At 45.1% G+C, this 24554-nt stretch carries 24 protein-coding genes; 1 reads left to right on the top strand and 23 read right to left on the bottom strand.

All coding sequences use genetic code 11. The features are described from left to right. Nucleotides 1-13: 13 nt before the first annotated feature. The 15 genes from MFP28_RS01550 to MFP28_RS01480 all read right to left on the bottom strand — a co-directional run bounded on the left by MFP28_RS01550 (nucleotide 14) and on the right by MFP28_RS01480 (nucleotide 16430). Nucleotides 14-1594 (bottom strand): hypothetical protein, encoded by a 1581-nt coding sequence (locus MFP28_RS01550; protein ID WP_002907959.1) that lies wholly within the window; start codon nucleotides 1592-1594, stop codon nucleotides 14-16. After that, on the bottom strand, nucleotides 1584-1946 hold the full coding sequence (locus MFP28_RS01545; protein WP_002907958.1) for a hypothetical protein: 363 nt from the start codon (nucleotides 1944-1946) through the stop codon (nucleotides 1584-1586). Before MFP28_RS01545 ends, MFP28_RS01550 begins: the two co-directional genes overlap by 11 nt. Nucleotides 1947-1958: 12 nt before the next feature. Continuing rightward, a complete protein-coding gene (locus MFP28_RS01540) occupies nucleotides 1959-2231 on the bottom strand; it encodes a TIGR04197 family type VII secretion effector (protein ID WP_002907957.1) in 273 nt (90 codons plus the stop codon). Between the two features lie 272 nt (nucleotides 2232-2503). Next, on the bottom strand, nucleotides 2504-3055 hold the full coding sequence (locus MFP28_RS01535; protein ID WP_268683306.1) for a CPBP family intramembrane glutamic endopeptidase: 552 nt from the start codon (nucleotides 3053-3055) through the stop codon (nucleotides 2504-2506). 582 nt (nucleotides 3056-3637) lie between these two features. Continuing rightward, nucleotides 3638-5776 carry an ATP-dependent Clp protease ATP-binding subunit gene (locus MFP28_RS01530; protein WP_002907954.1) on the bottom strand — a complete coding sequence of 713 codons (2139 nt, stop codon included), beginning with the start codon at nucleotides 5774-5776 and terminating at the stop codon, nucleotides 3638-3640. 478 nt (nucleotides 5777-6254) lie between these two features. Next, nucleotides 6255-7406 (bottom strand): iron-containing alcohol dehydrogenase, encoded by a 1152-nt coding sequence (locus tag MFP28_RS01525; RefSeq protein ID WP_002907953.1) that lies wholly within the window; start codon nucleotides 7404-7406, stop codon nucleotides 6255-6257. Nucleotides 7407-7592: 186 nt separating this feature from the next. Continuing rightward, a complete protein-coding gene (locus tag MFP28_RS01520) occupies nucleotides 7593-8021 on the bottom strand; it encodes an RbsD/FucU family protein (RefSeq protein ID WP_002907951.1) in 429 nt (142 codons plus the stop codon). Then, complete coding sequence (locus MFP28_RS01515; RefSeq protein ID WP_002907950.1) at nucleotides 8022-9506, bottom strand: rhamnulokinase; 1485 nt, start codon at nucleotides 9504-9506, stop codon at nucleotides 8022-8024. A gap of 42 nt (nucleotides 9507-9548) precedes the next feature. Continuing rightward, the gene (locus MFP28_RS01510) at nucleotides 9549-10631 is read right to left on the bottom strand and encodes an ABC transporter substrate-binding protein (protein ID WP_002907949.1); all 1083 of its coding nucleotides are present in this window, start codon (nucleotides 10629-10631) and stop codon (nucleotides 9549-9551) included. Nucleotides 10632-10687: 56 nt separating this feature from the next. Beyond that, entirely contained in the window at nucleotides 10688-11671 is a 984-nt protein-coding gene (locus tag MFP28_RS01505; protein WP_002907948.1) for an ABC transporter permease, read from the bottom strand. Nucleotides 11672-11695: 24 nt separating this feature from the next. Further along, nucleotides 11696-13192 (bottom strand): sugar ABC transporter ATP-binding protein, encoded by a 1497-nt coding sequence (locus MFP28_RS01500; protein ID WP_002907947.1) that lies wholly within the window; start codon nucleotides 13190-13192, stop codon nucleotides 11696-11698. Nucleotide 13193: 1 nt separating this feature from the next. After that, nucleotides 13194-13556: a PTS lactose/cellobiose transporter subunit IIA gene (locus MFP28_RS01495; protein WP_002907946.1), complete on the bottom strand. Its 363-nt coding sequence runs from the start codon at nucleotides 13554-13556 to the stop codon at nucleotides 13194-13196. A gap of 4 nt (nucleotides 13557-13560) precedes the next feature. Then, entirely contained in the window at nucleotides 13561-13857 is a 297-nt protein-coding gene (locus MFP28_RS01490; RefSeq protein ID WP_002907945.1) for a PTS sugar transporter subunit IIB, read from the bottom strand. A 65-nt stretch (nucleotides 13858-13922) separates the two neighbouring features. After that, entirely contained in the window at nucleotides 13923-15689 is a 1767-nt protein-coding gene (locus MFP28_RS01485; protein ID WP_032909930.1) for an L-fucose isomerase, read from the bottom strand. Between the two features lie 21 nt (nucleotides 15690-15710). Further along, nucleotides 15711-16430 carry a class II aldolase/adducin family protein gene (locus MFP28_RS01480; protein ID WP_032916185.1) on the bottom strand — a complete coding sequence of 240 codons (720 nt, stop codon included), beginning with the start codon at nucleotides 16428-16430 and terminating at the stop codon, nucleotides 15711-15713. Nucleotides 16431-16642: 212 nt separating this feature from the next. On the opposite strand from MFP28_RS01480, the gene MFP28_RS01475 reads away from it, so the two are divergent. Next, entirely contained in the window at nucleotides 16643-17395 is a 753-nt protein-coding gene (locus tag MFP28_RS01475) for a DeoR/GlpR family DNA-binding transcription regulator (RefSeq protein ID WP_002907941.1), read from the top strand. Nucleotides 17396-17528: 133 nt separating this feature from the next. Here MFP28_RS01475 and MFP28_RS01470 read toward each other — a convergent pair whose 3' ends face one another. The 8 genes from MFP28_RS01470 to MFP28_RS01435 all read right to left on the bottom strand — a co-directional run bounded on the left by MFP28_RS01470 (nucleotide 17529) and on the right by MFP28_RS01435 (nucleotide 24436). Next, nucleotides 17529-18293 (bottom strand): amino acid ABC transporter ATP-binding protein, encoded by a 765-nt coding sequence (locus MFP28_RS01470; protein ID WP_002907940.1) that lies wholly within the window; start codon nucleotides 18291-18293, stop codon nucleotides 17529-17531. A 12-nt stretch (nucleotides 18294-18305) separates the two neighbouring features. Further along, nucleotides 18306-18992 carry an amino acid ABC transporter permease gene (locus tag MFP28_RS01465; protein WP_002893845.1) on the bottom strand — a complete coding sequence of 229 codons (687 nt, stop codon included), beginning with the start codon at nucleotides 18990-18992 and terminating at the stop codon, nucleotides 18306-18308. Nucleotides 18993-18995: 3 nt separating this feature from the next. After that, on the bottom strand, nucleotides 18996-19688 hold the full coding sequence (locus tag MFP28_RS01460) for an amino acid ABC transporter permease (protein ID WP_002907938.1): 693 nt from the start codon (nucleotides 19686-19688) through the stop codon (nucleotides 18996-18998). Between the two features lie 194 nt (nucleotides 19689-19882). After that, nucleotides 19883-20767 (bottom strand): transporter substrate-binding domain-containing protein, encoded by an 885-nt coding sequence (locus tag MFP28_RS01455; protein ID WP_002907936.1) that lies wholly within the window; start codon nucleotides 20765-20767, stop codon nucleotides 19883-19885. Between the two features lie 15 nt (nucleotides 20768-20782). Next, nucleotides 20783-21784 (bottom strand): uroporphyrinogen decarboxylase family protein, encoded by a 1002-nt coding sequence (locus MFP28_RS01450; protein ID WP_002907935.1) that lies wholly within the window; start codon nucleotides 21782-21784, stop codon nucleotides 20783-20785. Between the two features lie 87 nt (nucleotides 21785-21871). Further along, nucleotides 21872-22072 (bottom strand): hypothetical protein, encoded by a 201-nt coding sequence (locus MFP28_RS01445; protein WP_002907934.1) that lies wholly within the window; start codon nucleotides 22070-22072, stop codon nucleotides 21872-21874. 55 nt (nucleotides 22073-22127) lie between these two features. Continuing rightward, entirely contained in the window at nucleotides 22128-23135 is a 1008-nt protein-coding gene (locus tag MFP28_RS01440) for a uroporphyrinogen decarboxylase family protein (protein WP_002907933.1), read from the bottom strand. Between the two features lie 251 nt (nucleotides 23136-23386). Then, nucleotides 23387-24436 (bottom strand): LLM class flavin-dependent oxidoreductase, encoded by a 1050-nt coding sequence (locus MFP28_RS01435; RefSeq protein ID WP_032916181.1) that lies wholly within the window; start codon nucleotides 24434-24436, stop codon nucleotides 23387-23389. Nucleotides 24437-24554 lie beyond the last annotated feature (118 nt).

The raw sequence follows: 24554 nt of genomic DNA, 5'->3' as shown, positions 1-24554 counted from the left end.
GTCTCCTTTCTCCTTAAGCCAGTGCAAGCGCTGGGAGGGCGACTACAGGAGCTACTGTCACTGCAACTACTACAGCTGCAACTTCCAGACCATTCACGGTTTGCGCCCCCGTTTCAACCGAATTCACCGTTTTATTTCCATTCGAGTCTTTACTGATGTTCGAGTCGACGCCATAGACTCCAACCATACCATTCCAGATATCAGTAGATACTTTAAGACCGGCCGCAGTATCGTGTTGCTCTGTTCCAGCATGTAGAGAAAGATTAATCTCCGGCATAGGGAGCCAACCTGTGTCTGTATTTAAGCCAACACTGCCATTGACACCAATATGATAGCCACCGACACTGATTTGAGGGCTGGCATTAAGCTTCCAGTCACTGGCATCTATATCAACAGAAGCCACACCCAAATCTACAGCCACTCCATTAAAAATACCATTATTTGTCTTGTACTTGAAAATACCAGGATCGTCTTCTTCCACAGTTGTCGAGTATTTGGCATAGGTACTATATAACCAGCCTGTACTCCAGTCAGTCTTTTTGGAGTGTTCCAGGGTATTGGTATGACCAAAAAGAAAGTCCCAAAAGCCCGATGAACCACCGCTACTACCAGAAGACTGTTTGGCAGCAGGCATAGCTACTGTTTGGGCACCAGTTTGATTGCCTGCTTGCTTCATAAAGCCCAGCATAGCCCCAGCCCACAGCCCATTGAAAGCAGCCTGCGAGAGACTACCAGAAGCCTGATCTACCTTGGCCTGGTCCAGTCTTGCCTTGAGGATGGGATCAGCCTGCTGGACCGCTTCTTCCAGACGGCTGCGGAGGGCCTGCGGAATGTTCCGGCTGGGATAGCGCTCTAGATAGGCCTGGACAGCCTGGATATCCTCCGGAGTCAGCTCTTCACCGCTGTCTAGCTTATCCATGACCTTTTGAAAGGCAGCTTCAACGGCTTTTTTGCTCTCCCAAGCTGTTTCAACAGTCTGGGTCCAAGTCATCCTGTCCGGACTAGGCAGGACAAAGCTGCCGTTAAAATTCGTAAACCCTTCTGTCATCAAGCTCAGAGCTTGGTCCAAAGCAGCAGCCAGCCCCGGCAGATTGTCGAAAATAGTGGCCGACGATGAATAAAAGGCCAGCAGTTTATTCAGCTTGTCCTGCAATTCATGACGTTTGTCCTGAGCTGCTGTAATGGCATTCTGGATGCTGCTTTTGGTAGAATCAGCCACATCCTTCTGTTTATTGGCCTCGGTCAGAGCCTGATTTTGGCTGTCAATGGTCTGATCATAGGAAGCAATCTGACTCTCCAGGACATCTTGGTCCAAACTCTCTTCTGCCACCTCACTGACATAACGGCTGGGCAGGTCGCTGCCATCCTTAACCAACTCTTCTTCAAAGAGAATCGCTGCCTTAAAGAGGGGAAGAAACATCCCCTGACAGTAGGTTTTAGCACTGTCATATGCTGTTCCGGTCAGCCCGCTTTCCCCTGCAAAACTTTCCATGGCCTGCATGGCAGATTCATAAGCCGCGATCCTCACCTGGCCGGCAGTGGCCATTGACCCTGCCTGCTGGTTGGAAGCGGGGAGTTCCATCTTAGCGCCCATATCCAGTCTCCTTTTCTTCTGCTTCCAGAGCTTGTCTATACTGACCCTGGATGGTCTCAATCTGACGGTCTAGTTTTTTTCTTTCCTTATTCAGCCGATCCTGCCCCTCTTGGATATCCAAATCCAAGAGTCGATGACTGTGCTCAACCAGACCCATAATATCATAAAAATCCTGACTGTCTTTGGCCGTTAAGGGCAGATAATCCAGCTCTCTTAAAGCCAAAAGTCCCCGGTCATAGAGATAATCAATATCCTCTTCAAAGCGGTCTAGACGGCGCTTTTGCTCCTCAGCCTTATCCAGCTTTTCAAATGCCTGCAGGCGTTCAGCAGCTAGAGTTTGGGAATTCTTCATACTACTTCCTCCTTATCCCTCAATATCAGCAGCCATTCCTTGGTCAGTCGCCTGAAATTCCTCTGCTACGCTTTGCAGGAGCTGACTGAAGCTTGTAATCTTACCGGCGATATCAGCTGACGCTGTTCTGGAATGATCAATTTCCTCACTTGCCCGGCTATTTCCTTCCAAACGACTGATAGCATCCTTGTCAACCTGAGATGCTGCACCTATCTGACTGGAAGCGACTGAAAAGCTATTAGCATGGCTAGCTGCTAGCCCATTATCACTTTTAATATCTGACATTGCTTGCTCCTCTGTTTTTGCTTTTATTTTATGACATTTATATTATAAGTTCAAGTCTCCGCCTGCTTTTTAACCAAAAAGAAACAAGACTGATAAATAATTCCAATCTTGTTAATTGCTAAACCTACTTAAGCTAGTGCTTTTAAAGTCTCTGATTTCCGCTACCGAATAATCAGAAACTCATTCTCCAGATCGCCTTCCAAATCTTTGACAGCCAGATGATTCAAGCGAGAGCCGGCAACATTATCAGGAATCTGCTCTCTGTTACTCTGTTAGTTCGCCTTTCCATACTCCTGTTTTTTTCCCCATTTCCGTATAGCTAGGCCGATGAGTAGATAAAGAATAGTCGGAATCATCCCCACTGATAGCGAGAAGAGGAAAGCTTGATTTTTTTCTACCGAGACAAAGCCTAGTAATCGTAAAGGATTTATAACCGCATCTTCCATAGTATGCATAATTACCAGCGGCCAGACAGACTTAGTAAGTCTAAAAATCTCTGTGTACATGACCGTCCAGCATGCAACAGTTATCATCCCGATAAGGAAGAATGTAAATTTTCCAACCGGCAAGGTATTTTGGATTTCTCTCTCAGATAGAAACTTCATAATGTAAGGCAGATGCCAAATCCACCAGATAAAACCAACAAGTAGATATAGTTTTAAGTCGGATAATTTCAATTTAATTAATTGATTGGTAAGATATGCCCTCCAAACAGATTCTTCAAAAATATTTTTTATAAATTGAGTTCCGACCTGTGTTAACAAGATTCCAAGATAAGCCATGAACTCAACCTTCACATCTGTCACTCTGATGCCTTGTGTCATCAGTCCCAAGAGTATCACTATCATCATAACAAGAGGTAGACTAAAAAGCCAATCAGGTATAATTTTTTATTATTCTTAAAATTAATGAAAAACCCCGCCTCTTTTCAGCCGTCTCTGTCAAAGCTTCGAAGAAAGATGGTACAGGTTAACGTAGTTACCAGCCAAATCAGCATCCCTAAAGAGCCACTTCCTATCTCTGTTTCTATATTTTCGTAATGAGCCTGACCGGTTACTTTATCAACAACATAACCAACCCAGCCGCTTAGAGTGCTGAGAGTAGCAAAGATAATGACATTGTGTTTAAGTGTAGTTATGGACTGTTTCATAGCAATCTGCTTTCGTCAAAAATTATTCATCTCTCTTGTTTTAAATCCTTCTGCATAAAGCTGATCCCCCTGATAGGCTAATATACTGGCTTTATAAAGTTGCTTGCTTTTAGGTTCTATTAAGGAGAGTCAAGTTGAGATGTTGGGATAGATACTAATTTATTCACAGAAAGTTATTTGGAATTACTACTTAACAAAAAAGACCTGCCTTCATCTAAGAAGGAGGTCTTTGAAAAGTTAGTTGACTCAGTAAGCTTTATTCTGCTTGCTTGTGTTTTTCAGATGCGTCAGCACCCTTTTCACGAATAACTAAGACACCATCTTCTAAATCGGCTGTCAAGTGCTTAGCATCTAGATTGTCTAAGTGGAAGTCAGTCACCTTGTCACGAATTTGCTGCTCAATGACACGGCGCAGCGGACGAACACCCATGACTTGGTCATAACCAGCGTCGCGCAGGAATTCCTTAGCTGCATCAGATACAGCCAGATCAATTTCTTTCTTGCTCAAGGTTTGATTTACTTCGATCAGCATGAGATTCACAATCTCCATCAAATCTTCTTTCTTGAGATGAGAGAACTCAATAACCGCATTGAAACGATTGAGGAACTCTGGGCGGAAATAAGCTTTGAGTCGGTCCATCAGATCAGGCTTTTCAGCATCCTCTTCCAAGCCTGCTTCGTAGCCAAATCCAGCATTGGAAGTCGCAATAATAACCGTATTCTTGAAGTTGACTGTATTCCCTTGACCATCTGTCAAACGACCGTCATCCAGAACTTGAAGGAGAAGGGTAATCACTTGTGGATCCGCCTTTTCAATCTCATCCAAGAGAATGATAGAGTAAGGATTGCGGCGCACGCGCTCAGTCAGGGTATTATTGTTGTCATCATAACCTACATAGCCTGCAGTCGTACCAATCAGCTTGGAAACGGCAGTCCGGTCTGAGTATTCTGACATATCCAGACGGATGATGGCTTCCTTGGTACCAAACATATCCAAAGCCAGTTGCTTAGCCAACTCAGTTTTTCCGACGCCAGTTGGACCAACAAAGAGGAAGCTTCCGATTGGACGGTTGCCTTCATCAAAGCCTGCACGGTTACGGCGAATAGCTTTAGCCACAGCTTCTACAGCCTTATCTTGGCCAATCACCTTGGCTTTGAGACGGTCATTCATTCCCTTGAGTCGCTCAATGTCGCTGGCACCCATCTGAGATACTGGTACACCCGTCATCCGTTCAACAGACTCTGCTACGTCGTTGACTGTAGCTGTCACCTTCATATCCTCAGTGTGATTTTGAATTTTCTTTTCTAGCTCTTCAATGCGAGTCTTAGCATTCAGAGCTGCTTCATAATCTTCTTTCTCAACAGCCGCTTCCTGCTTGTCTTTCTGTTCAGCAATCTCATTTTCAACCGCATGAACATCAGTCACTGGATGCTGGGCTGCCAAGTGGGCAGCAGTCACGTCGACCAGGTCAATCGCCTTGTCTGGCAGGCTTCGTTGTGGAATATACTGAACAGAGTAATCCACAGCCGCTTTCAGCACTTCATCCGGCAGGATGACATTGTGGTGCTTTTCGTACAAGTCCCGAATGCCTCGAAGGATCTGATAGGTATCTTCGGCCGACGGTGCATTGACCTTGACTTCATTGAAACGACGAGCCAAAGCTGCATTTTTAAGGATAGTATTACGGTACTCGTCCTGAGTAGTAGCCCCGATAACTGTCAACTCACCACGAGAAAGTGCTGGTTTAAGAATATCCGCCATGCCCTTAGAGCCACTATCTCCACCGATAGATCCTGCTCCTAGGATTTGATGGATTTCATCAAAGAAGAGGATAATGTTGCCGGCTTCCTTGACTTCATTGACTAAGTTTTGGATATTTTCTTCAAAGCTACCACGATATTGAGTACCAGCTTCCAGACCGGAAATATCAACAGAAATAACTTCCTTATTCTTGATAGCCGCTGGCACATCACCGTTAACGATAGCCTGAGCCAATCCTTCTACGACAGCTGTCTTACCAACTCCGGCATCTCCGACCAGAACCGGATTATTCTTAGTCCGGCGAGAAAGGATTTCAGCAGTTTCTTGGATTTCCTTATTGCGCCCAATGACTGGATCTAACTTGCCATCACGCGCTTCCTGAGTCAGATTGCGACCCAGCTTAGCTAGGATACCATCTTGCTTAGGTCCATGAGCAGCAGCTTGTCCAGTCTGCTCACCTGTTCCTTGACCAGGGAGCTTGCCAGTAGCCCGGTACTGAGCAAACTCTTCCGGTGTGACCTCTCTACCATTAATCAAGTAGCGCCGGTGTTCGCTGTTGTAGCCACCCATGCGTCCCATAAGTTGGTTGAAAAGGTCATCCATATTGTTAAAATTGTTGTAGTTGTTGTTCATAGCATTACCTCACTTTTTTTCATATTTTGCTTTACATAATTTTTTGTTTTCCAAAATTTCAGATAAGAAATCTTTTCCTTATCTACTATAAATTTTCATTTGGGAGATCTTCTCCAATCTATTATTTTACATAACTTATTTCATTTCCAAAAATCAAGACTGAGTCAGTCTCTACTTTTATAAGTGAATCAAATCTCTTTCATACGAAGATAATTTTACATAACTTTTAATCCTCCCAAAAATAATTGCCTTCCGGCCGTATTCATATCTTCTGATTAAATTTACGTAAACTTTTTTGTTTACAGTTGTAATTCTATCACGATAAAATCTATTTGTCAATAGATTTTACATAATTTTTTAAAATAAATTTACAAATGTAATCAAAATTTTGGTTTAGGATCTTTTCATTCCTATAAAACAAGCCCTGCAAGCTAGAGTCATGCAGAGCTTTGTTTGTTTCAGCAGAATTTTTTCGTTCTTAGAAGAGTTCTTTATATAAAGCAATCGTTTCTTCTAGAGTTGGCATGAATGGATTGCCTGGCGCACAAGCATCAATCAAAGCATTCTTAGATAGGTAGTCAAAGTCAAAGTCCTTTTCTTCGATACCAAGTTCAGTAAGTTTCTTCGGAATACCAACCGTTTCAGACAGTTTTTCGATTTCAGAAATAGCATAAGCAGCGCATTCTTCGTCAGTCTTGCCTTCGATTTGCAGACCAAGAGCTTTGGCAACATTGCGAAAAGCTTCTGGTACCCGTTTAGCATTTTCACGCTCTACAATTGGCAGGAGCATGGCACAGCAGACACCGTGCGGAAGTTTGTAAACTGCCCCAAGCTGGTGAGCCATAGAGTGAACATAACCTAGACCGGCATTGTTAAAGGACATACCGCCAAGGAAGATGGCATTCACCATGCCTTCACGCGCTTCAATATCATGGCCATTTGCAACCGCACGAGGAAGGTATTCCTTGATAAGTTCAATAGCTCCGATAGATAATTTCTTGGTAACGCCGTAGGCTCCTGGTGTGACGAGAGCTTCGACCGCGTGAGTCAAAGCATCCATCCCTGTTGCTGCTGTGAGGGCAGCTGGTTTGGATACCATGAGTTCAGGGTCATTGACTGAGATCAGAGCCAAGCTATTCTTGTCCACCATAACCATCTTAACCTTGCGTTCTTCATCTGTGATGACATAGTTAATGGTAATTTCAGCTGAAGTTCCCGCTGTAGTATTGATAGCCACCACCGGCAGACCTTTCTTAGCAGACTTGTGCAAGCCTTCATAGTCTTGTGGTTTGCCACCATTTGTCGCAATAACTGAAATACAGCTAGCCGCATCTTGCGGTGAACCTCCGCCAACACTGATGATGAAGTCACAGTTGTGTTCCTTGAGAGCAGCTACACCATCCATGACGTTCTTACAAGTTGGATTTGGCTCAACATCGCTGAAGACCACATACTGGATGCCTTCCGCATCTAGTGGTGCTAGGATTTGGGGCAGGATATCACTGCCTTCGATAAACTTATCCGTCACCAGCAAGGCCTTGCTATACCCCAGCTCCTTAACATAAGGCCCAACTTCCTTGACAACACCCTTGCCAATAAGATTAACAGCGGGTACGTAAAATGTAGACATATATTTTCTCCTTTTGATTTATATTGTTAATATAATGATACTGCAAAAATCTGCTTTTTGCAAGATTTTTGTGATTTTTTTAACAAGTTATTTGATAAAAAAAGCAAAGAAAGCTCCAGATAAAGATGAGGAACAAGGACACTCCTTTTTAGAAGCAGCCTTGTCCACCTCTTACCTGTTTTTTCATTAGCTGGTAATGACACCTTTTTTCAAAATGATGTTGCCGTACAGAGCTCCCTCGCCCGTTTGGATGACCAAATAAGCTTTTTCCGCCTGCTCATAGAAAGCAAAACGTTCAAATTCTTTGATGGTTGCAGCTGGATGGTGCTTTTCTAATAAAGCCTTATACTCATCCCAGATAACTGGTACGGTTGGATCTCCCGGTACTACCTGCATAAGACCTGCTTGGTAATCACTATAAGTATCCAAGGGCAACACAGTCAAGATAGCATCTAGCAGTACTGGAACTCCGTGGCCGTCACAGCGAACAACCCGCTGACCAATCCGATGGGCAGGGAAGTTTGCATCAGCAATGATCACTTCATCTCCGTGTCCCATCTCCATCAGATACTTGACCAATTCTGGACTTAAAATAGTTGGAATATGCTTTAACATCTAGCTTCCTACTTTCATACTTGCTTGAAATTCTTGATAGGACTGAGCCAAATCTGAGCCTTCTTGAGCTTGGTATTGCTTGGTCTTTTCTGAATCCTTGACGAGCTTTTGGGCAGCCTGGCGATCTTGAATCTCACCCAAGGTCAAAAGCTGTGCCAAGATATTTCCCAAAGCGCTGGCTTCAATCGGTCCTGTTAGGACTGGCTTCTGGCTTACATCAGCTGTCAGCTGGCAGAGTAGTTCGTTTTGGATACCGCCGCCGACCATGTGAATCTGCTCGATTTTCTGACCGGTCAGGCTCTCAATTTGCTCCACGGTTTGACGATAGGCAAAAGCGAGACTTTCCAAGACCACTCGGACAACCTCTCCTTTGCTTTGCGGAACAGGCTGGTTGGTCATATGGCAACGCTCCTTGACCTTAGCCTCCATGTCTCCCGGAGCTGCAAAAATAGCATCATTGGGGTTAATCCAAGAGCGATTATTCGTGACGTTTCTTGCCAGATTCACCATTTCAGCAAAGCTGATGTCCTCTCCTTGCAAGCGCCAGTCCCTCTGCAGTTCCTGGATAATCCAGAGCCCTGTCGTATTCTTCAAAATCCGATAGTGTCCGTCAAAGCAGCCTTCATTGGTCAGATTGGCCGCTAAAGCTTCCTGGCTGGTCACAGGATTCTGAGATTCTAGACCAACCAGAGACCAAGTGCCACAAGAGATAAAGGCTGTTGGCTGCTCGCTCGCATAAGGAATAGCTAGAACAGCTGCCGCTGTATCATGACCAGCCCCAGCAATGACATCAAAAGGCTCAATTTTCAGCTCTTGGGTAATCCGTGGCGACAGGCTTCTCAGGACTTTTCCTCCCTGTGTCACCTCACCAAACCACTTTTTAGGAATCTCCAGCGTCTCAAAAACGCTGTCAGACCATGTCTGAGAATTGATATTGAGCAAACCGCTGCTGCTGGCAATAGTGTACTCGCTGGATAAAACACCTGACAAAAGATAGTTAATCAAATCCGGCATGAAGAGCACGCGCTCTGCAACTCTTGCCAAATGGGGCTTTTCCTGTAAATCAGCGAATATTTGCAGGACAGTGTTAATGCAGGCAGGTTGTACGCCTGTCTCCTCAAAAAGCGCCTCTTTGCTGATTTTCTTGTAAAAAGTTTCTTCGTATTGGCCCATACGATTGTCACGATAACAATGCGGCTGGTAGAGCAGATCTCCGTTTTGGTCTAGGTAGGCATAGTCCACTCCCCATGTATCAACGGATATGGATCGAATAGGAATCCCATCTGCTGAAGCTTTCTTAATCCCAATTTTGATTTCTCCAAACAGATGTAGGATATTCCAATAAAGACCGTCATTCACGTTCATCGGCTCGTTTTTGAACCGATGAACTTCTGATAGCTGGATACTATGGCCATTGTAAATTGCTTGCATGACACGACCTGAACTAGCACCTAGGTCAATGGCCAGTAATTTCATCAATGTCATTCTCATCTCCTCCAATACACCAATCTTTACAAACGATTTTTATTATTGGTAAAGCAATGGTTTGATTTCATCAGAGTCGATGTTCTTGGCATCATACCATTTTGATCCTGTGTCTACATCTTTGACTTCTTTTCCTTGAGCCGCTTCAATAGCTAATTTTACAGATTGATAGCCGATTTGAATCGGGTCTTGCGTAACAGATCCTACAAAGAGACCGTTGCGAATTGCATCTTGCTGCAAGGCACCTGAGTCAAAGCCGACAGCCAAAATCTTGTCTGCACCGAGCTTAGATTCCTTGAAACTGCCATTTGCGTTGATGATAGCTTTAGCTGCAAATTCATTTGAACCGTAAATAGCGACTGTATCTGATTTTTCAAGTACAGTGGAAGCTTCTGTCTTACCTGCTGCATCGTCTACTTGAGCTGGTACACGAACTTCAATGATAGCTTTGGCATCTGATTCAGAGACATTATTTTTGAATTTATCATGACCAACAACAGCCGTTTTGATGCCTTTCTTTTCTAGCAACTCAACCATCTTGTCAATGAAACCGGAAGTCCGTTGTGTGATAGAGAGTGAGTTTGCTTCTTGGGAAACCACTCCGATACGAACTGGCTTATCGCCCAATTTCTTTTCTAGCATCGGGAATAAGTGTTCTGCTGCATTGGCACCAGCAGCATGGTTGTCTGTAGAGGCGGTTGCTTTGATTGCTCCGTCTGGTGCACCGGGAACCCCTGAGTCAAAACCAATCAGCGGGATATTCTTCGCTTGGGCTTGTTTAATAGCGTCTAGCTCTGATTCGGTATCAAGTGCTGCTAAGGCAATCGCATCTGGATTTTTGTTAATGGCATTGTTCAACTGTTCCAATTGTTCTGCGATAGCGGTTTCATTTTGAGGGCCGACAAAAGTAATCTTAGCGCCAAATTCATCTGCCGCTTGTTCAGCACCCTTATTAACAGCTTTCCAGAAGTCATGTTGGAAGCCTTTGGCAATTACTTCTACCCGATAGTCTCCACCCTTGCTGTTTGTTGCTTTATTGCTGTCTTTCTTAGAAGAGCAAGCAACTAGTCCAATCGCAGCAGCAGCAAGAAGGGCCGCAGTAGCAAATTTAAATGATTTTCTCATGATAAAAGCTCCTATTATATTTTATACACTCATATATATGATAGCGAGGGCTGTACTTATTTCTTCTTATTCTTGCGAATGAAAATATCAAAGTAAACAGCGACAATAACAACGAAACCAGTAATAAAGAGTTGATAGTGGGGCTGTAGGTCGATATAAGGCAAACCAATTTTCAGGACTGACATGATGAAGACCCCGATAATGGTACCAATAACAGATCCGACACCGCCAGCTAGAGAAGTTCCCCCTACTACGACACCGGCAATCGCATCCAGCTCCATACCGTTACCAGTACCTGGCAGAATCGTAGAGTAGGTGGCCGCATAAGCAACGGCAGCAAGCCCTGCTGACAGACCACCTATGACATAGGCCATGCCTTCCCATTTGACGACATTGACCCCAGACAGACGAGTGGCTTCTTTATTGGATCCAATCGCGAAGATATAGCGGCCAATTTTTGTCTTGTTCAATACTACTGCAGCAAGGACAGCCACAATCACCAGCACGATCAAGCCTGTCGGGAAATTATCCTGAGTTCGGAATAAATCTTTGTACCAACCTTCACCTGTTCCACGAAGAGGGAAGGTCACACTTTGCACATTTGAGACAATAGAGCTCAAACCGCGGGAAATCATCATCGTACCCAGTGTCGCGATAAAAGGCGGCAAACCGAATTTTGCGACCATGATTCCATTCAGCAGGCCGAATAATCCTCCAATGACTAGAATAGCCAGCAAAGACAGCCAGAGCGGCCAGCCCATCTTGGTATGAAGGACGCCCCCGATAATAGCCGAGCACATCATCACCGTACCAATAGAGAGATCAATACCACCTGTAATGATGACAAATGTGACCCCAATGGCAAGGAAACCAATGTAATATGACGCATCTAAGATACTGACTACCGTATCAAACGAACGAAATGATTCGCTGGAGATGGCAAAGAAGGCAAAGATTACCACCAAGGCAATCAAGGCAATCAGCTTTTGTAAACCAACTGTTTTTTCTAATTTCATCCATAAGGATTGTTTCTCTTCCATACGTAAACACCTCTGTTTTCACTTTTAACGGTCAGTCGCTAGCGCCAAGATTCTCTCTTGTGTTGCTTGGCTAATATCCAGCTCACCCGTTTTTCTACCTTCACACATAACTACGATTCGATCGCTCATCCGTAAGATTTCCGTCAGTTCTGACGAAATCATGATAATGGATTTGCCTTGAGCAACCAAATCATTCATCAGTGTGTATATTTCACTTTTGGCACCGACATCAATCCCTCGTGTCGGCTCATCAAAGATTAAAATATCACTATTTTGTTCCAGCCATTTGGCGATGACCACTTTCTGCTGGTTTCCTCCCGAAAGATTGCGAACCAGCTGTTTGGATGACGGTGTCTTGGTATGTAAAGATTGAACAAACTGATCACTTGCCTTGACAATAGCACCATCATCAATCAAGCCAGCCTTGATATACTTATCAAGATTGGTTATAACCGTATTGTTGGCAATGGTCATGTCCACGATACAGCCAAAGCGCTTGCGGTCTTCAGATAAGTAGCCAATCCCTTCCCGAATGGCATCCTGGGGAGAATTGATACTCACTTCTTTCCCATTTATAATGATGGAACCGCTTTCTTTTTTGTCTGCACCAAACAGCAAACGGGCAACTTCTGTCCGACCGGCTCCCATCAATCCTGAGAAACCTAGAATTTCGCCCTTATGGAGTTTGAAACTCACATCTTTAACGGCCGTTCCTGCACAGAGGTTTTTCACCTCTAGCACCACAGGAGCATCTTCTGCTACTGTTGACGCAGCCTTAGGATCTTCATAAATCGTCCGTCCAACCATCATCGAGATGATTTCATCTTTGGTGGTATCTTTGGTATTGACCGTGCCTACATACTCACCGTCCCGCATAACAGTCACGCGGTCTGTGATTCGGGCAATCTCATCCATCCGGTGAGAAATGTAGATAATACCGACACCTTTTGCACGCAGGTCGTCAATGATGACAAAGAGCTCATTGATTTCCGATTCAGTCAGAGCTGCAGTCGGTTCGTCAAAGACAATCACCTTGGCATCCATTGAGAGGGCCTTGGCAATTTCGACCATTTGTTGTTTCCCAACTGTCAGATTTCCTACTTTTTCAGTTGGGTTGATGTCTAGTTTTAAGAGACTAAAGAGTTCTTTTGCTTTCTTAATACTGGATGCATCGTTAATAAAGAAGCTGCCTTGAACTTCTTCCCGTCCTATAAAGATATTTTGAGCCACAGTTAGATGGTTCATCATATTCAATTCTTGGTGAACGATAACGATCCCTGCATCCATTGCTTCCTTGGGCTTGGAATAGACCACCTCTTCTTGATTGTAATGAATGGTACCCTCATTTGCTCCATAGATACCAGTCAAGACCTTCATCAAAGTGGATTTACCAGCCCCATTTTCACCCATTAGAGCATGCACTTCACCAGCCCGCAAGTCAAAATTGACCCCTTTTAAGGCTCGGACTGGACCGAAACTTTTAACAATGCCCTTCATTTCTAATATAACAGGATGATCCATGCTACTCACCTACCTGTTCCAGTTTTGCAATTCTTGCTTTTAAATCTTCGATTTCTTCTATTTGATTGAGAAATACAGCGGCCAATTCGAGTAATAAATGGCTATTCATAAAATGGTCCTGAGCATGGACCGCCAGCAGACTTGGAGGATTGGCTTGACCACTCAGTTCAGACTGGATAAGGCTGGTCTGTAAGTTGTGAGCCTCCACGCTGAGTTTTCTCGCTTGTTCCAACTCAGCATTTGCTTCTTCCTTCTGACCTGACTGAGCCAACTCCAAACTCTGCATGACTTGCGCAGTCACTTTACTACTCTCGATAATCAGTCGCATCAGCTCTTGGCTTGAGCCTTTATCTTGTCCTGCCATAGGCCTAGTCCATCAATACTTCAGCCTGACGAAGCACTTCTTCGCCTCTCATCAACTCGAAATCTTCATCACTAATGACTGCGACTGGCACCTGTAGGCTTCCTTTAGCCTTTTCTTCTAAATAGGCTAATTGCGGACTTAGCAATAAGACATCGATATTCTTCAAGTTATTCATACCCGTAATCCCAATGGAATAAAAAGAATAATCCAATTGGTCACGATGAATAACTTCATTGATTCGCTCTACCAACATGCTGGTTGTTAAGCCACCTACGCAGGCTAGAATAATTGTCTTGGTCATCTAAGCTACTCTCTTTCTATTGGGTAGGCTGCGTGCCCAGAAAGAGGCACGCCCACCCAAAATCTTTATTTATGAATTGGCCCTAATAATTGGCAAGCACGGTAATCGGCTGATTCCAAATCTTCTGTGCCAAACAGTGACCAGTTCTTGGGACGAAAGATGTCTTCCTCTGGCACATTGTGCATATTGACTGGGATACGTAGCATGGAAGCCAACGTAATCAAATCCGCTCCGATATGGCCATAGGTGATAGCACCGTGGTTTGCTCCCCAGTTGTTCATAACATCATAGACAGACTTGAAGGCACCTTTTCCTGTCAAACGCGGTGCAAACCAAGTGGTTGGCCAGCCTGGATCTGTCCGATTATCCAAGGTATGATGCACTTCCTCTGGCAATTCCAAAGTATAACCTTCAGCGATTTGTAAGACTGGACCTACGCCTTTCAGGATATTCAAGCGCACCATGGTCACTGGCATATCGCCCTTGGTCAAGAAGCGAGTAGAGAAGCCGCCACCACGGAAGTATTCGCGATTGGCTGGTGGGAAGTCTGTGTTTTCAAGCATCGCATCCACTTCACTCTGCTCCAATTCCCAGAATGGCTTGATGACTGGCTTGCCATCTCGACTGGCTTGCCCCGTTCCATCCAGGGTACAAGAGCCAGAGTTAATCAAGTGTAGGAAGCCATCAGCTGCCTGGCCTTCCAACTGATGCCCTGTTACACGTTCTACCGCTTCTGGACTCCAATAAGTCCGAACATCTGCGAAGATTTGCGGTGTATTTGTCAAGAGATAGTTAAAGAGCATAGACACACCGTTTAGCGAGTCATTTTCTGTCGCAAAGACATAAGGCTTACGAATGCCGTTCCAGTCAAACTGAGTATTGAGGAAGGTTTCCATGAAGTCCCCGTTCGGGAAGTGGTCGGTCCATTGACGCTGACCTTGGAAGCCAGCAACCAAGGCATGATGCCCAACAGCTTCTTCCTCAAAGCCAAGCTCAGCCAAGCGAGGATTGCCTTGCATAAGGTCCCGGCCAATCATGAACATCTTGACTACAAATTCCCATTGTTTTGCTTTTTCTTCTGGAGAAAGAACCAAGTCCTCACGGTTGCGATCCACACCCTCTTTGATGTGCTCTTTGACCCAAACCATGGCCCGTTCAAATTCTTCGTGGTCATAAATGCCTCGGTCAATCCGACGAGTAAACTCCGTCATATCAACTGATTCATTGCGCATACCCAGGTATTCTTGGAAGAAGTCAGGATTGACAATGGAGCCACCGATTCCCATAGAGACGCTGCCCATGGACAAGTAAGCTGTGTCACGCATCAGTCCTGTTGCCAAAGCGGCCCGACTATAACGGAGAATTTTTTCTTTTACATCTTCTGGAATTTCAGTGTCGCTAGCTTCCTGGACATCTCTGCCATAAATACCAAAAGCTGGAATTCCTTTTTGCGCATGTGAAGCCAGTACTGCAGCGAGATAAACAGCTCCTGGCCGTTCAGTGCCATTGAAGCCCCAGATAGCATGCGGAATATCTGGCGACATATCCATGGTTTCACTACCATAGCACCAGCAGGGTGTCACTGTGATAGTCGCGCAGACATTTGATTTTTTGAATAATTCATGTGATGCGGCTGCCTCAGGCACACGTCCGATGGTAGATGGCGAAATAACACATTCAACAGGCTGACCGTCGGGATATTTCAAAGTTGAGCTAATCAAGTCAGCCACACTTTTAGCCATATTCATGGTTTGTACTTCTAGTGATTCCCGAACACCTTGGCGACGTCCGTCAATGGTTGGACGAATTCCAATACGTGGATGTTGAGTCATAATCATTTCCTCCGATGTTTCTTATTCTTTGATAGTCCCGTCACCATTATATTTACGATAACCAGGGTGACGGCCTGTGACTTTATAATTGGCCCGCATTGCAAACAAGCGTTCCAAGGTTGGACGAGAAATTTCCTCCTCCTCAACTCCCTTAGTAGAAAGCAACATGCGTCCGTGGAAAGTGGTCTTAGCAACCAGCTCCAAGGTTTCCATCCGATAGTAAGCTGTAATCACATCGCTTCCTACTGTCAAGGCACCATGATTTTCAAGTAACATGACATCATGTTCTGGCAAGTACGGAGTGATAGCATCTGGCACTTCCATAGTAGATGGCACACCAAAGGGAGTGATGGGAATTGCTCCTACTACAATGGCACTCTCGATCAAGGAATAGGTATCAAGCGGAATATGAGCCAGCGCAAAGCCAGTCGCAATTGGCGGATGCGCGTGGACAACAGCATTCACATCCTCCCGTTCTTCATAGCAGCGAATGTGCATCTTGATTTCACTGGATGGACGATAGCCGTCCTGAGCCTCGATAATCTCCCCTTTTAGATTGAGCTTGACGAGTTTTTCAGGCGTGATAAAGCTCTTACTGATACCTGTTGGCGTTGCAATAATGGTATCTTGGTCTAGACGGACTGAGACATTGCCGTCATTAGCGGCTACCCAGCCGAGTTGCCACATCTTGTGGCATACATCACATATTTGTTCGCGGATTATTTCTTCTTGATGATCCATAATCTCACTCCTTTCTGGATTCATCATAGTATTTTTTGTAAGCGCATTCAATACTTATGCCTCTAATTGATAAATAGCCAACTTTTATATAACAATATAGCCAAAAATGTTCATAATCGTTCAATCTAATGGTTACTATATTGATTTTTTTTCGTTTAATGTGTTATAATGTGACCATAAATGTTCATCTTTGTTCATCGGTGGAGGTCACTATGGTTTCTTTGGAACGAATGAGTCGAATTATAGACATTCTCAGCAAGCGAAAGATAATTTCAACTGCCCAACTTGAAGAACTTTTGTACTGTTCTACATCAACACTTCGACGGGACTTGATTGAGCTAGAAAAAGAGGGGAAAATCATCCGCTCTCATGGTGAAGTCATGCTGATTACGGCCAACAATGTAGAATATGTGTACTCTGCTCGCGCCCGTGAAGAAGAAAAAAGCAAGCAGCAAATTGCTGAAATTGCTTCAACTTTTATCACTCATAACCAGTCTATTTTCATTGATAGCTCTACGACTGCAGCCATGCTCATTCCGCATTTGGCACCTTTCCAGAACCTACGTGTCATAACAAATGGTATTGAAGCAGCCCGCCAGCTAAATAACTTTGAAAATGTCACCCTCTTTTTATCAGGCGGACACATTGGCTGCGGAACCAATTCTGCGCTGGGCGATTTTGCTGCCAACTTCATCAATAATTTCCATGCAGACTTGCTCTTCTTTAGCTGCCGCGGATTGGATCGCTACGCTGCCTACGAAGCCAACCACAATCAGGCACATATCAAGCGCGAAATGATCGCTAATAGTGACAAGGCAATTCTATTGGCCGACCACTCTAAGTTTAACACTAGTCATTATTTCAAACTTTCCAACTACTCTAGCCTGGATTGCATTATCACCGACCAGCCACCGGTCGAATCCTTCCAAAATGCTGTCGGCAGCCAGTGCGAAATCCTCTGGTAAGCAACTTTCTTGAAACGCAAACTAGACCGAGATACGCCTATCTCGGTCTAGTTTTTTGTCTATCTTTTTCATTATCAAGTCAAAGGATAACAGCTATCTATCAAAAATAAAAATCTGGACATAATCCAGATTTTTAAATCATATACTCTACACTATAGCTGGCGTCGGACAGAATGCGAGACAAAAACTGTTTGGTCCGCTCTTCCTTCGGGCTAGAGAAAAATTCCTGAGGAGGATTTTCTTCGATGATGTGACCGCCGTCCATAAAGATGACATGGTTGGCCACATCACGGGCAAAGCTCATCTCGTGGGTCACAACGACCATGGTCACTCCCTCCTGAGCCAGCTGCTTCATGACACTAAGAACTTCGCCGACCAATTCCGGATCTAGCGCCGAAGTTGGTTCATCCAGCAGAATGACATCTGGCTTAACAGCAATGGCACGCGCAATCCCAATCCTCTGCTGCTGACCACCTGATAGCTGCGAAGGATAATAGTCCTTGTAGGCCAAGAGGCCTACGCGCTTCAAGGACTCTTCCGCAATCTCAAGCGCTTCTTCCCTCGGTATCTTACGAGCGATCACTAAGCCCTCTAAGATATTTTCAAGGGCTGTTTTATTGGCAAAGAGATTATAATGCTGAAAGACAAAGGCTGTCTTTCTACGAATTTCCAAAATCTCCTTTTTGCTGAGTTTAGCTAAATCATAGTCCTTACCAGACAAAGTCAGCTGGCCGCTATCCGCTTTTTCTAAGTGATTCAGACAGCGTAGAAATGTTGTTTTCCCAGAGCCTGAGGGTCCCAGAATAACCACAACGTCACCTTGATTGACCTTGAGACTGACATCTGCCAGCACCTGGTGCTCTCCAAATCGTTTGGAGATATGTTTTACTTCTAACATAATCTTTCCTTCCTAAGCAAGAGCGTAGCGTTTTTCCAAGCCCCTAAAAATCCACTGAATCAAGCCACAAATAATGAGATAAATAACAAAAATCACCAGGTAAGACTCTGAATACTGGTAAGAATGGGAGGCTTCTATCTTAGCCAGGGCTGTGATATCCTTGACCGTCATGACAAATACCAGCGAGGTTCCCTTGACTAGATTGATAACTAGATTGGCCAGATTGGGCAGGGCAGAGCGCAATGCCTGAGGAAAAACAATTCTCCGATAGGCTTGAAAATTCGTTAAACCAATCGCCTGCGCCGCTTCCAACTGCCCTTTATCCACTGTCAAAATAGCAGAGCGCAGAATTTCCGATAAACTGCCTGTCGTCATCAGGCTATAGATGATGAAAGCATAGTAAAGCGGATTGAACTTAAAAACGTCTACCTGACTGCCCAGACTTTTAAAAATTTGATTCAGTAAGCTAGGAAAAAGACTATAGAAAAAGAGAATGAGCAAAATGGGAGGCGTCGCCCGAATAAAGGCCAGATAAACCACTGAAAAGGTCCGAACACCCCGAACTTTATAAATCTGTCCCAGAGCTAGAAGCAGAGCCGGAATAAAGCTGAGCAGAATAGCCACCACCATAATGATCAGGGTTACCGGTATGCCTTTCAACGTTACCAGAAAGGTATTTACAATATAATTCAAATCCATGCTTTACCTCTCCTTGACTGTCAGACTTTTTTCCAGAAGCTGGGAAGCCAGCGAAACCACTAGAGCAATTCCCCAGTAAATCAAGGCCACCGCTGTATAGGTTTCGAGGGAATAATTTCCCAGATTACGGCTGATGAGATTTTGCCCCGCTCCCATGACATCAACAGCTCCAATCGTATAAGCCAGCGCAGCATCCCGCATGAGATTAAGAAAGGAGGTAGTAAGATTGGGCAGGGCGATGCGAAAAGCCTGTGGCAGGATAATGCGCAGAAAAGTCTGCACCGGTGTCAAGCCAATACTGAGACCTGCCTCAGTCTGCCCCTTGGGAACAGCAAGATAGGCTGCCTTGAAGACTTCCGCAATCATAGCCGCAAAGAGCAGAATCATGGTGATGATGACAAACACAGTCCGCGACCAATTATTGATATCCAGCCCCAGCCACCATTCTAAAAACTCTGGAATGCCATAAAAAACCAAGAAAAGTAAGACAATAGGCGGTGTACATCTAAGAATAAATATATATCCTCTAGCCAGGCCAGCAAAAGACTGTTCCTCGGCAATCTGAGCCCAAGCCAACAGACCACCTAGCAAGGAGCCAATCAAAGCTGTCACAAACATAATCCATAAAGTGGTCGGCAGAGCCTGCAGCAGACTAGGCAGCAGACCAAAGACACGGGATAAGTCATACGAGACCATAATTTTCTTCTCCTTCGACAGTGATTAGATAGAATAAGCTTCTCTTGAACGGGCACTTTCAGCTTGGAGCAGCCATGCTCTCTCTTTGAAAATCCCTTCAAACAGCAGCAAGGTCAGCTTAGAAGCCACTAACTCTATTTTCAGCCAGCTTCTCAGTCAGCCTTTAATTTTCCGTGATCAGCAGAGAGCAGCCACTAATCCTTGTCCACATAAGAGAAGACATCTTCTCCGAAATACTTTTCAGATAGTTTAGCCAGGGTTCCGTCTTTTTCCAGTTCCTTAATTGCCTTCTCATATGCCTTGGCAAATTCTTCATTTTTTTCGTTTTTATGAAGCAGTGGATAGGTCGGAATCCCCTTGTAAGGGAACCAAGTCAGTTGATCCGCATACTGATGGTAAGAACCGTCCTTGTCCGTCACTGCTTTTTCAAACGACAGCTTGATGTCAAAGAAAGCATCGTAGCGCCCTTCCAGAACCCAAGCATAAGCATCAGCAACCTTGAAGGACTCTGCTGCAGTCAAATCAATAGGAGCACCACTATGCTTCTGGTTATACTCTTCGATAACGGCCCATTGAGCATTCTGCGGAGAAATCGGTACCAACTTGCCCTTTCCCTTGGCAAAATCATCAATGGTCTTGTATTTTTCAGCGTCTTCCTTGCGGATAGTGAAACCGATAATGCTAGCGCCGATTGGGCTTTCTGGAATGATGAACTTCTTCGCCCGCTCTTCAGTGTACCATGCTCCCTTGGTTCCAATATCATATTTCCCAGATTCCAAACCGACTAAAAGATCTTCATCACTGGTACCAGTATATTCAAACTGATAGTCTGGCAGCTTTTCATCAATGGCCTTGAGAACAGCAACTTCATAGCCATCTGACTCGCCTTTTTCGTCCACAAAGTCATAAGGAACATAGTTCTGTGTATGTGCCACTTTCAATGTCGTGACCTTGCCACTGCCTGATGCAGAGCTGCTTGTCTTGCTAGATGAAACACCTGTCAAGGTCCGCCCCAAATAAGTCGCAGCTACAATAGCAATCACTGCTGCTCCACCAATAATCCATTTTTTCTTGCTCATTTTCTCGTCTCCTTCTTATGCTAAGCTTGCTGCTTGGCGAACCCACTGAATCCTCTCTGCCTTAATATCGCTTGGAATAGTACAGTCAGCCCCGATAATCAAAGCGTCCTTGCCAGCCTCTGCTATCAGCCGCTTGGTCTCATCTTGAATAGCCGCTTGACTGCCCGTGTAGAGCAGGCCGTCCTTGCCATTTTCAAAGCCACCCAGGACAGTCCGACCGCCAAATAATTTTCGTCCCTCCGCTAAGCTGATGCCTTCTGGCCCCACTGCCCAGTTGATGACCTGAGCTGGATAATCTGTGAAAAGATGAACATCGTTTCGCGCGCCTTCGTAGCCACAAATGTGCAGGATATTCACTCCGCCAGTCGCGTTGGCTGCTTCCAGCACCGCTAATTCACTAGGAGCAATAAAAGCCTTATAGTCTTCAGCCGACACCCGCGCATCCTGAATGCTCTGAACGCTGAGGTAGATTCCATCCGCACCAGCTTCCTTGATAATTCGCTCCGCCAAAGCCGCAATATCTTTAGCAATCACATCCAGCACCCGCTTCGTGAGCACCGCATCCTCCGCCAGGAAATCTGCAATGATATCATCTCCTCCGGCAACCTTGCCGACCAACCATTTGAAGTAGGTCACTGGCGCAAAAATATTGTAAATAGCGACCAAGTCCTCTGTGAAGCCAGCCCTAATCTTCTGAACCAGCTCCACCTGCTCACTAATCCAAGGGTGGTCAGCACCTAGCGGCTCAATATCTGCCAAGTCTTTGATAGATTGGACTTTTTTCAAGCGTTCATTAGGATAGGCAAAATAACCATCACTCATCAGCTTGATAAAGTCTGGCTCGACTTCTGCCAGAAAAGCTTGATGACCAGCCAGATTTTTATCAATAATGACTTGGTTCCCAAAACCTGCCAGCCATTCATCATCACTGGTAAAATGATGCCAGAAACCAACCGGCACTCGATCAACAGGCTCTCCTCTGAAAGCTTTCAGTACTAATTCTCTTTTTGAAGTCATCTTCTCTCCTTTTTTATTATCCTTATCTAGCCAATGGGTTGTTTTTTAGCTTGCCCATTGAGCTAAGTCAACCTTTTAGTAAAAATTCTAATCCGATAAGAGCAGAGCAGCGATATCATTGGGCTGCATCAAGCCAGTTGACTGCTCTGGCAGTTTCTTGAGCACCTGCAAATCATCTTCTTTTTTGCCTGAAGACTGATGAGCGTAGATCTGACTGATACTCAGAAATGCTCCTACTATCAAGAATATCAGAGCAAGAGCAGCAAGCCTTTTTTGATACCGATTCATCTATCTTCCTCCTTGAAAGAGTTGAAAATCACTCTCTAGGACTTTGGCAAGTCCGTCAGAACTGATTAGCTGCCTGACGGATCCAGTCCAATCTTTCTATTTCAAAATCATCTGGTACAGTACAGTCAGCCCCTAGAATCACTCCCTGACTTCCAGCTGCAGCCAGCAACCGCTTGGTCTCAGCCTCTAATTCTGCACGACTGCCCGTATTTAGAAGAGCTGCTCTGCCATTTTCAAAGCCGCCCAGAACAGTCTGACCGCCAAAGAGCTTGCGCCCTTCCGCTAAGCTGACCCCCTCATGGTGAGTTGCCCAGTTAAAGACTTGAGCCGGATAGTCTTTGAACAGTTCCAAATCATTGCTGGCCCCTTCAAAGCCGCAGATGTGGAGAATATTCTGACCGCCAGCCGCATTGGCCGCTTCCAGAACCTTAATCGTACTAGGCTCAATATAACGACGATAACTAGCCGCATCTACCCGGCCGTCTTGGATTTGCTGTGTACTGAGATAAATCCCCTCAGTGCCCGCTTCCTCAATGATACGTCTAGTCAAAATAGCAATATCACCAGCAATGACATCTAAAACATGTCCTGTCAGCTCAGGATCCTCTGCCAGAAAATCTGCAATTTCTCTATCTCCTCGCGCCCCTTCCCTGCGGAACCAGCGCTTGAGATAGGAGACCGGTGCAAAGATATTGTAGAAGGAAGCGAAGTCTTCTGGATAGCTTGCCTTTACAGCTTTAACTATCTCAATCTGCTGCTCAATCCAAGGATGATACTCACCGATAGATTGGATAGCTGCCAAGTCCCGAATGGACTCAACATGATCCGAATAAAGCGTGCTAGGATACTTAAAGAAGCCATCGCTCATAATCTTGACAAAGTCTGGCCGTGCAGCTCGAACATAAGCAGCATGCCCCTCAACACTTTTATTGAAAATCACTGGATTGTCTAGGCCCAGCATCTTTTCCTCTTGGCTTACAAAGTGAAACCAAAAACCAACAGGCACTCGGTCAACTTCTTCACCCCGAAAAGCTCTCAGCACTAATTCTTTCTTGCTGACCATTACTTCCTCCTTCTTTGAATTTGTAATATATCATACCATCCTCTTTTTCTCCTGGGAAATATATTTTCCCTATCAGCCTGATTAAAAATATTTATCAAAGCAAAATAAAAAAGCTAGACTAAGCTAGCTTTTTCAAGGCTTTTCAGAACTTGCTGAACAACCTTATTTTTTGTACCTCTTTTAGGTAAGTATCATATATATTTTCTATAGACGAGATAGGTAATTTTTATCAAAAAACTGCTATTCCAATCTTACTTACCCTTAGCTGCAAAATACTCCCGCACGAGCGGTGCAACCTTGGTGCCAAAGAGTTCGATAGACTGGAGAACCTGCTCATGCGGAAGCGATCCCAACGGCAGATGCAGCATGAAGCGGTCCAGTCCCAGCTCCTCTATCATCTTGATCAATTTCTGAGCGACATTTTCAGGGCTACCGACAAACATGGCCCCCTCTGGTCCTACCTGATCCAGGTATTGCTCATAGGTCATCTCCCGCCAGTGAGGGCGGTCCTTAGAGATAGCGTCCACTACCTGCTTGGTCGGATGGAAGTAAGTCCGGACTGCCTCCTCATTATCCTCCATGACCCAGCCCCAAGAGTGGGCAGCAATCTTCAACTTTTCATCTGAGTGGCCACTTTCCTGCCCAATCCGGCGATACGCATCCAGCAGGGGCTTGAAGCGCTTAGGCTGTCCACCGATAATGGCATACGCAATTGGCAGGCCCTTCTGGGCGACCTTAATGGTGGACTCAACATTGCCCCCCGTCGCTACCCAAACTGGCAATGTTTCTTGCACAGCCCGTGGGTAGACTTCCCGATTTTCAATAGTCTGCGTCAGCTTGCCCTTCCAATTTAGCCGAGTCTCGGCACTGGCATAGAGGAGCAGATCCAGCTTTTCATCAAAAAGCTCTTCATAATCCTTCAAGTCATAGCCAAAGAGCGGAAAGGATTCGATAAAAGAGCCACGGCCAGCCATGACCTCTGCTCTGCCATTTGACAATGCATCAATCGTCGCATACTGCTGGTAGACTCGAATAGGATCCAAGCTCGACAGGACACTGACAGCACTGGTCAGACGAATCTTCTCCGTCTTGATCGCACCAGCCGCCAGCACAATCTCCGGCGCAGAGACCACAAAGTCCTCCCTGTGATGCTCTCCAATGCCATACACGTCCAGCCCCACCTTGTCTGCCAGCTCAATCTCTGCTACCAGCTGCCGAATCCGCTCATCATGAGTATAGGTATGCCCTGTCCCCTCCAGCGGCGTTGTCTCTCCAAAAGTAGAAATACCTAATTCCACCATGTTTTTGTCCTCCTGATATTTAAGATAAAAATATTTTATCACTAATTAGTGATAAATACAAAAATGATGCTCAACCTATTTGTCCATCTGTATGAAATAGGATGACTGTCGTCAGCAT

The sequence above is a fragment of the Streptococcus sanguinis genome (genome assembly GCF_050234405.1).
GTDB classification, from domain to species: Bacteria; Bacillota; Bacilli; order Lactobacillales; family Streptococcaceae; genus Streptococcus; species Streptococcus sanguinis_W.
Note: the sequence above shows the minus strand (reverse complement) of the source record. Positions and strands in the feature narration are given on the sequence as shown.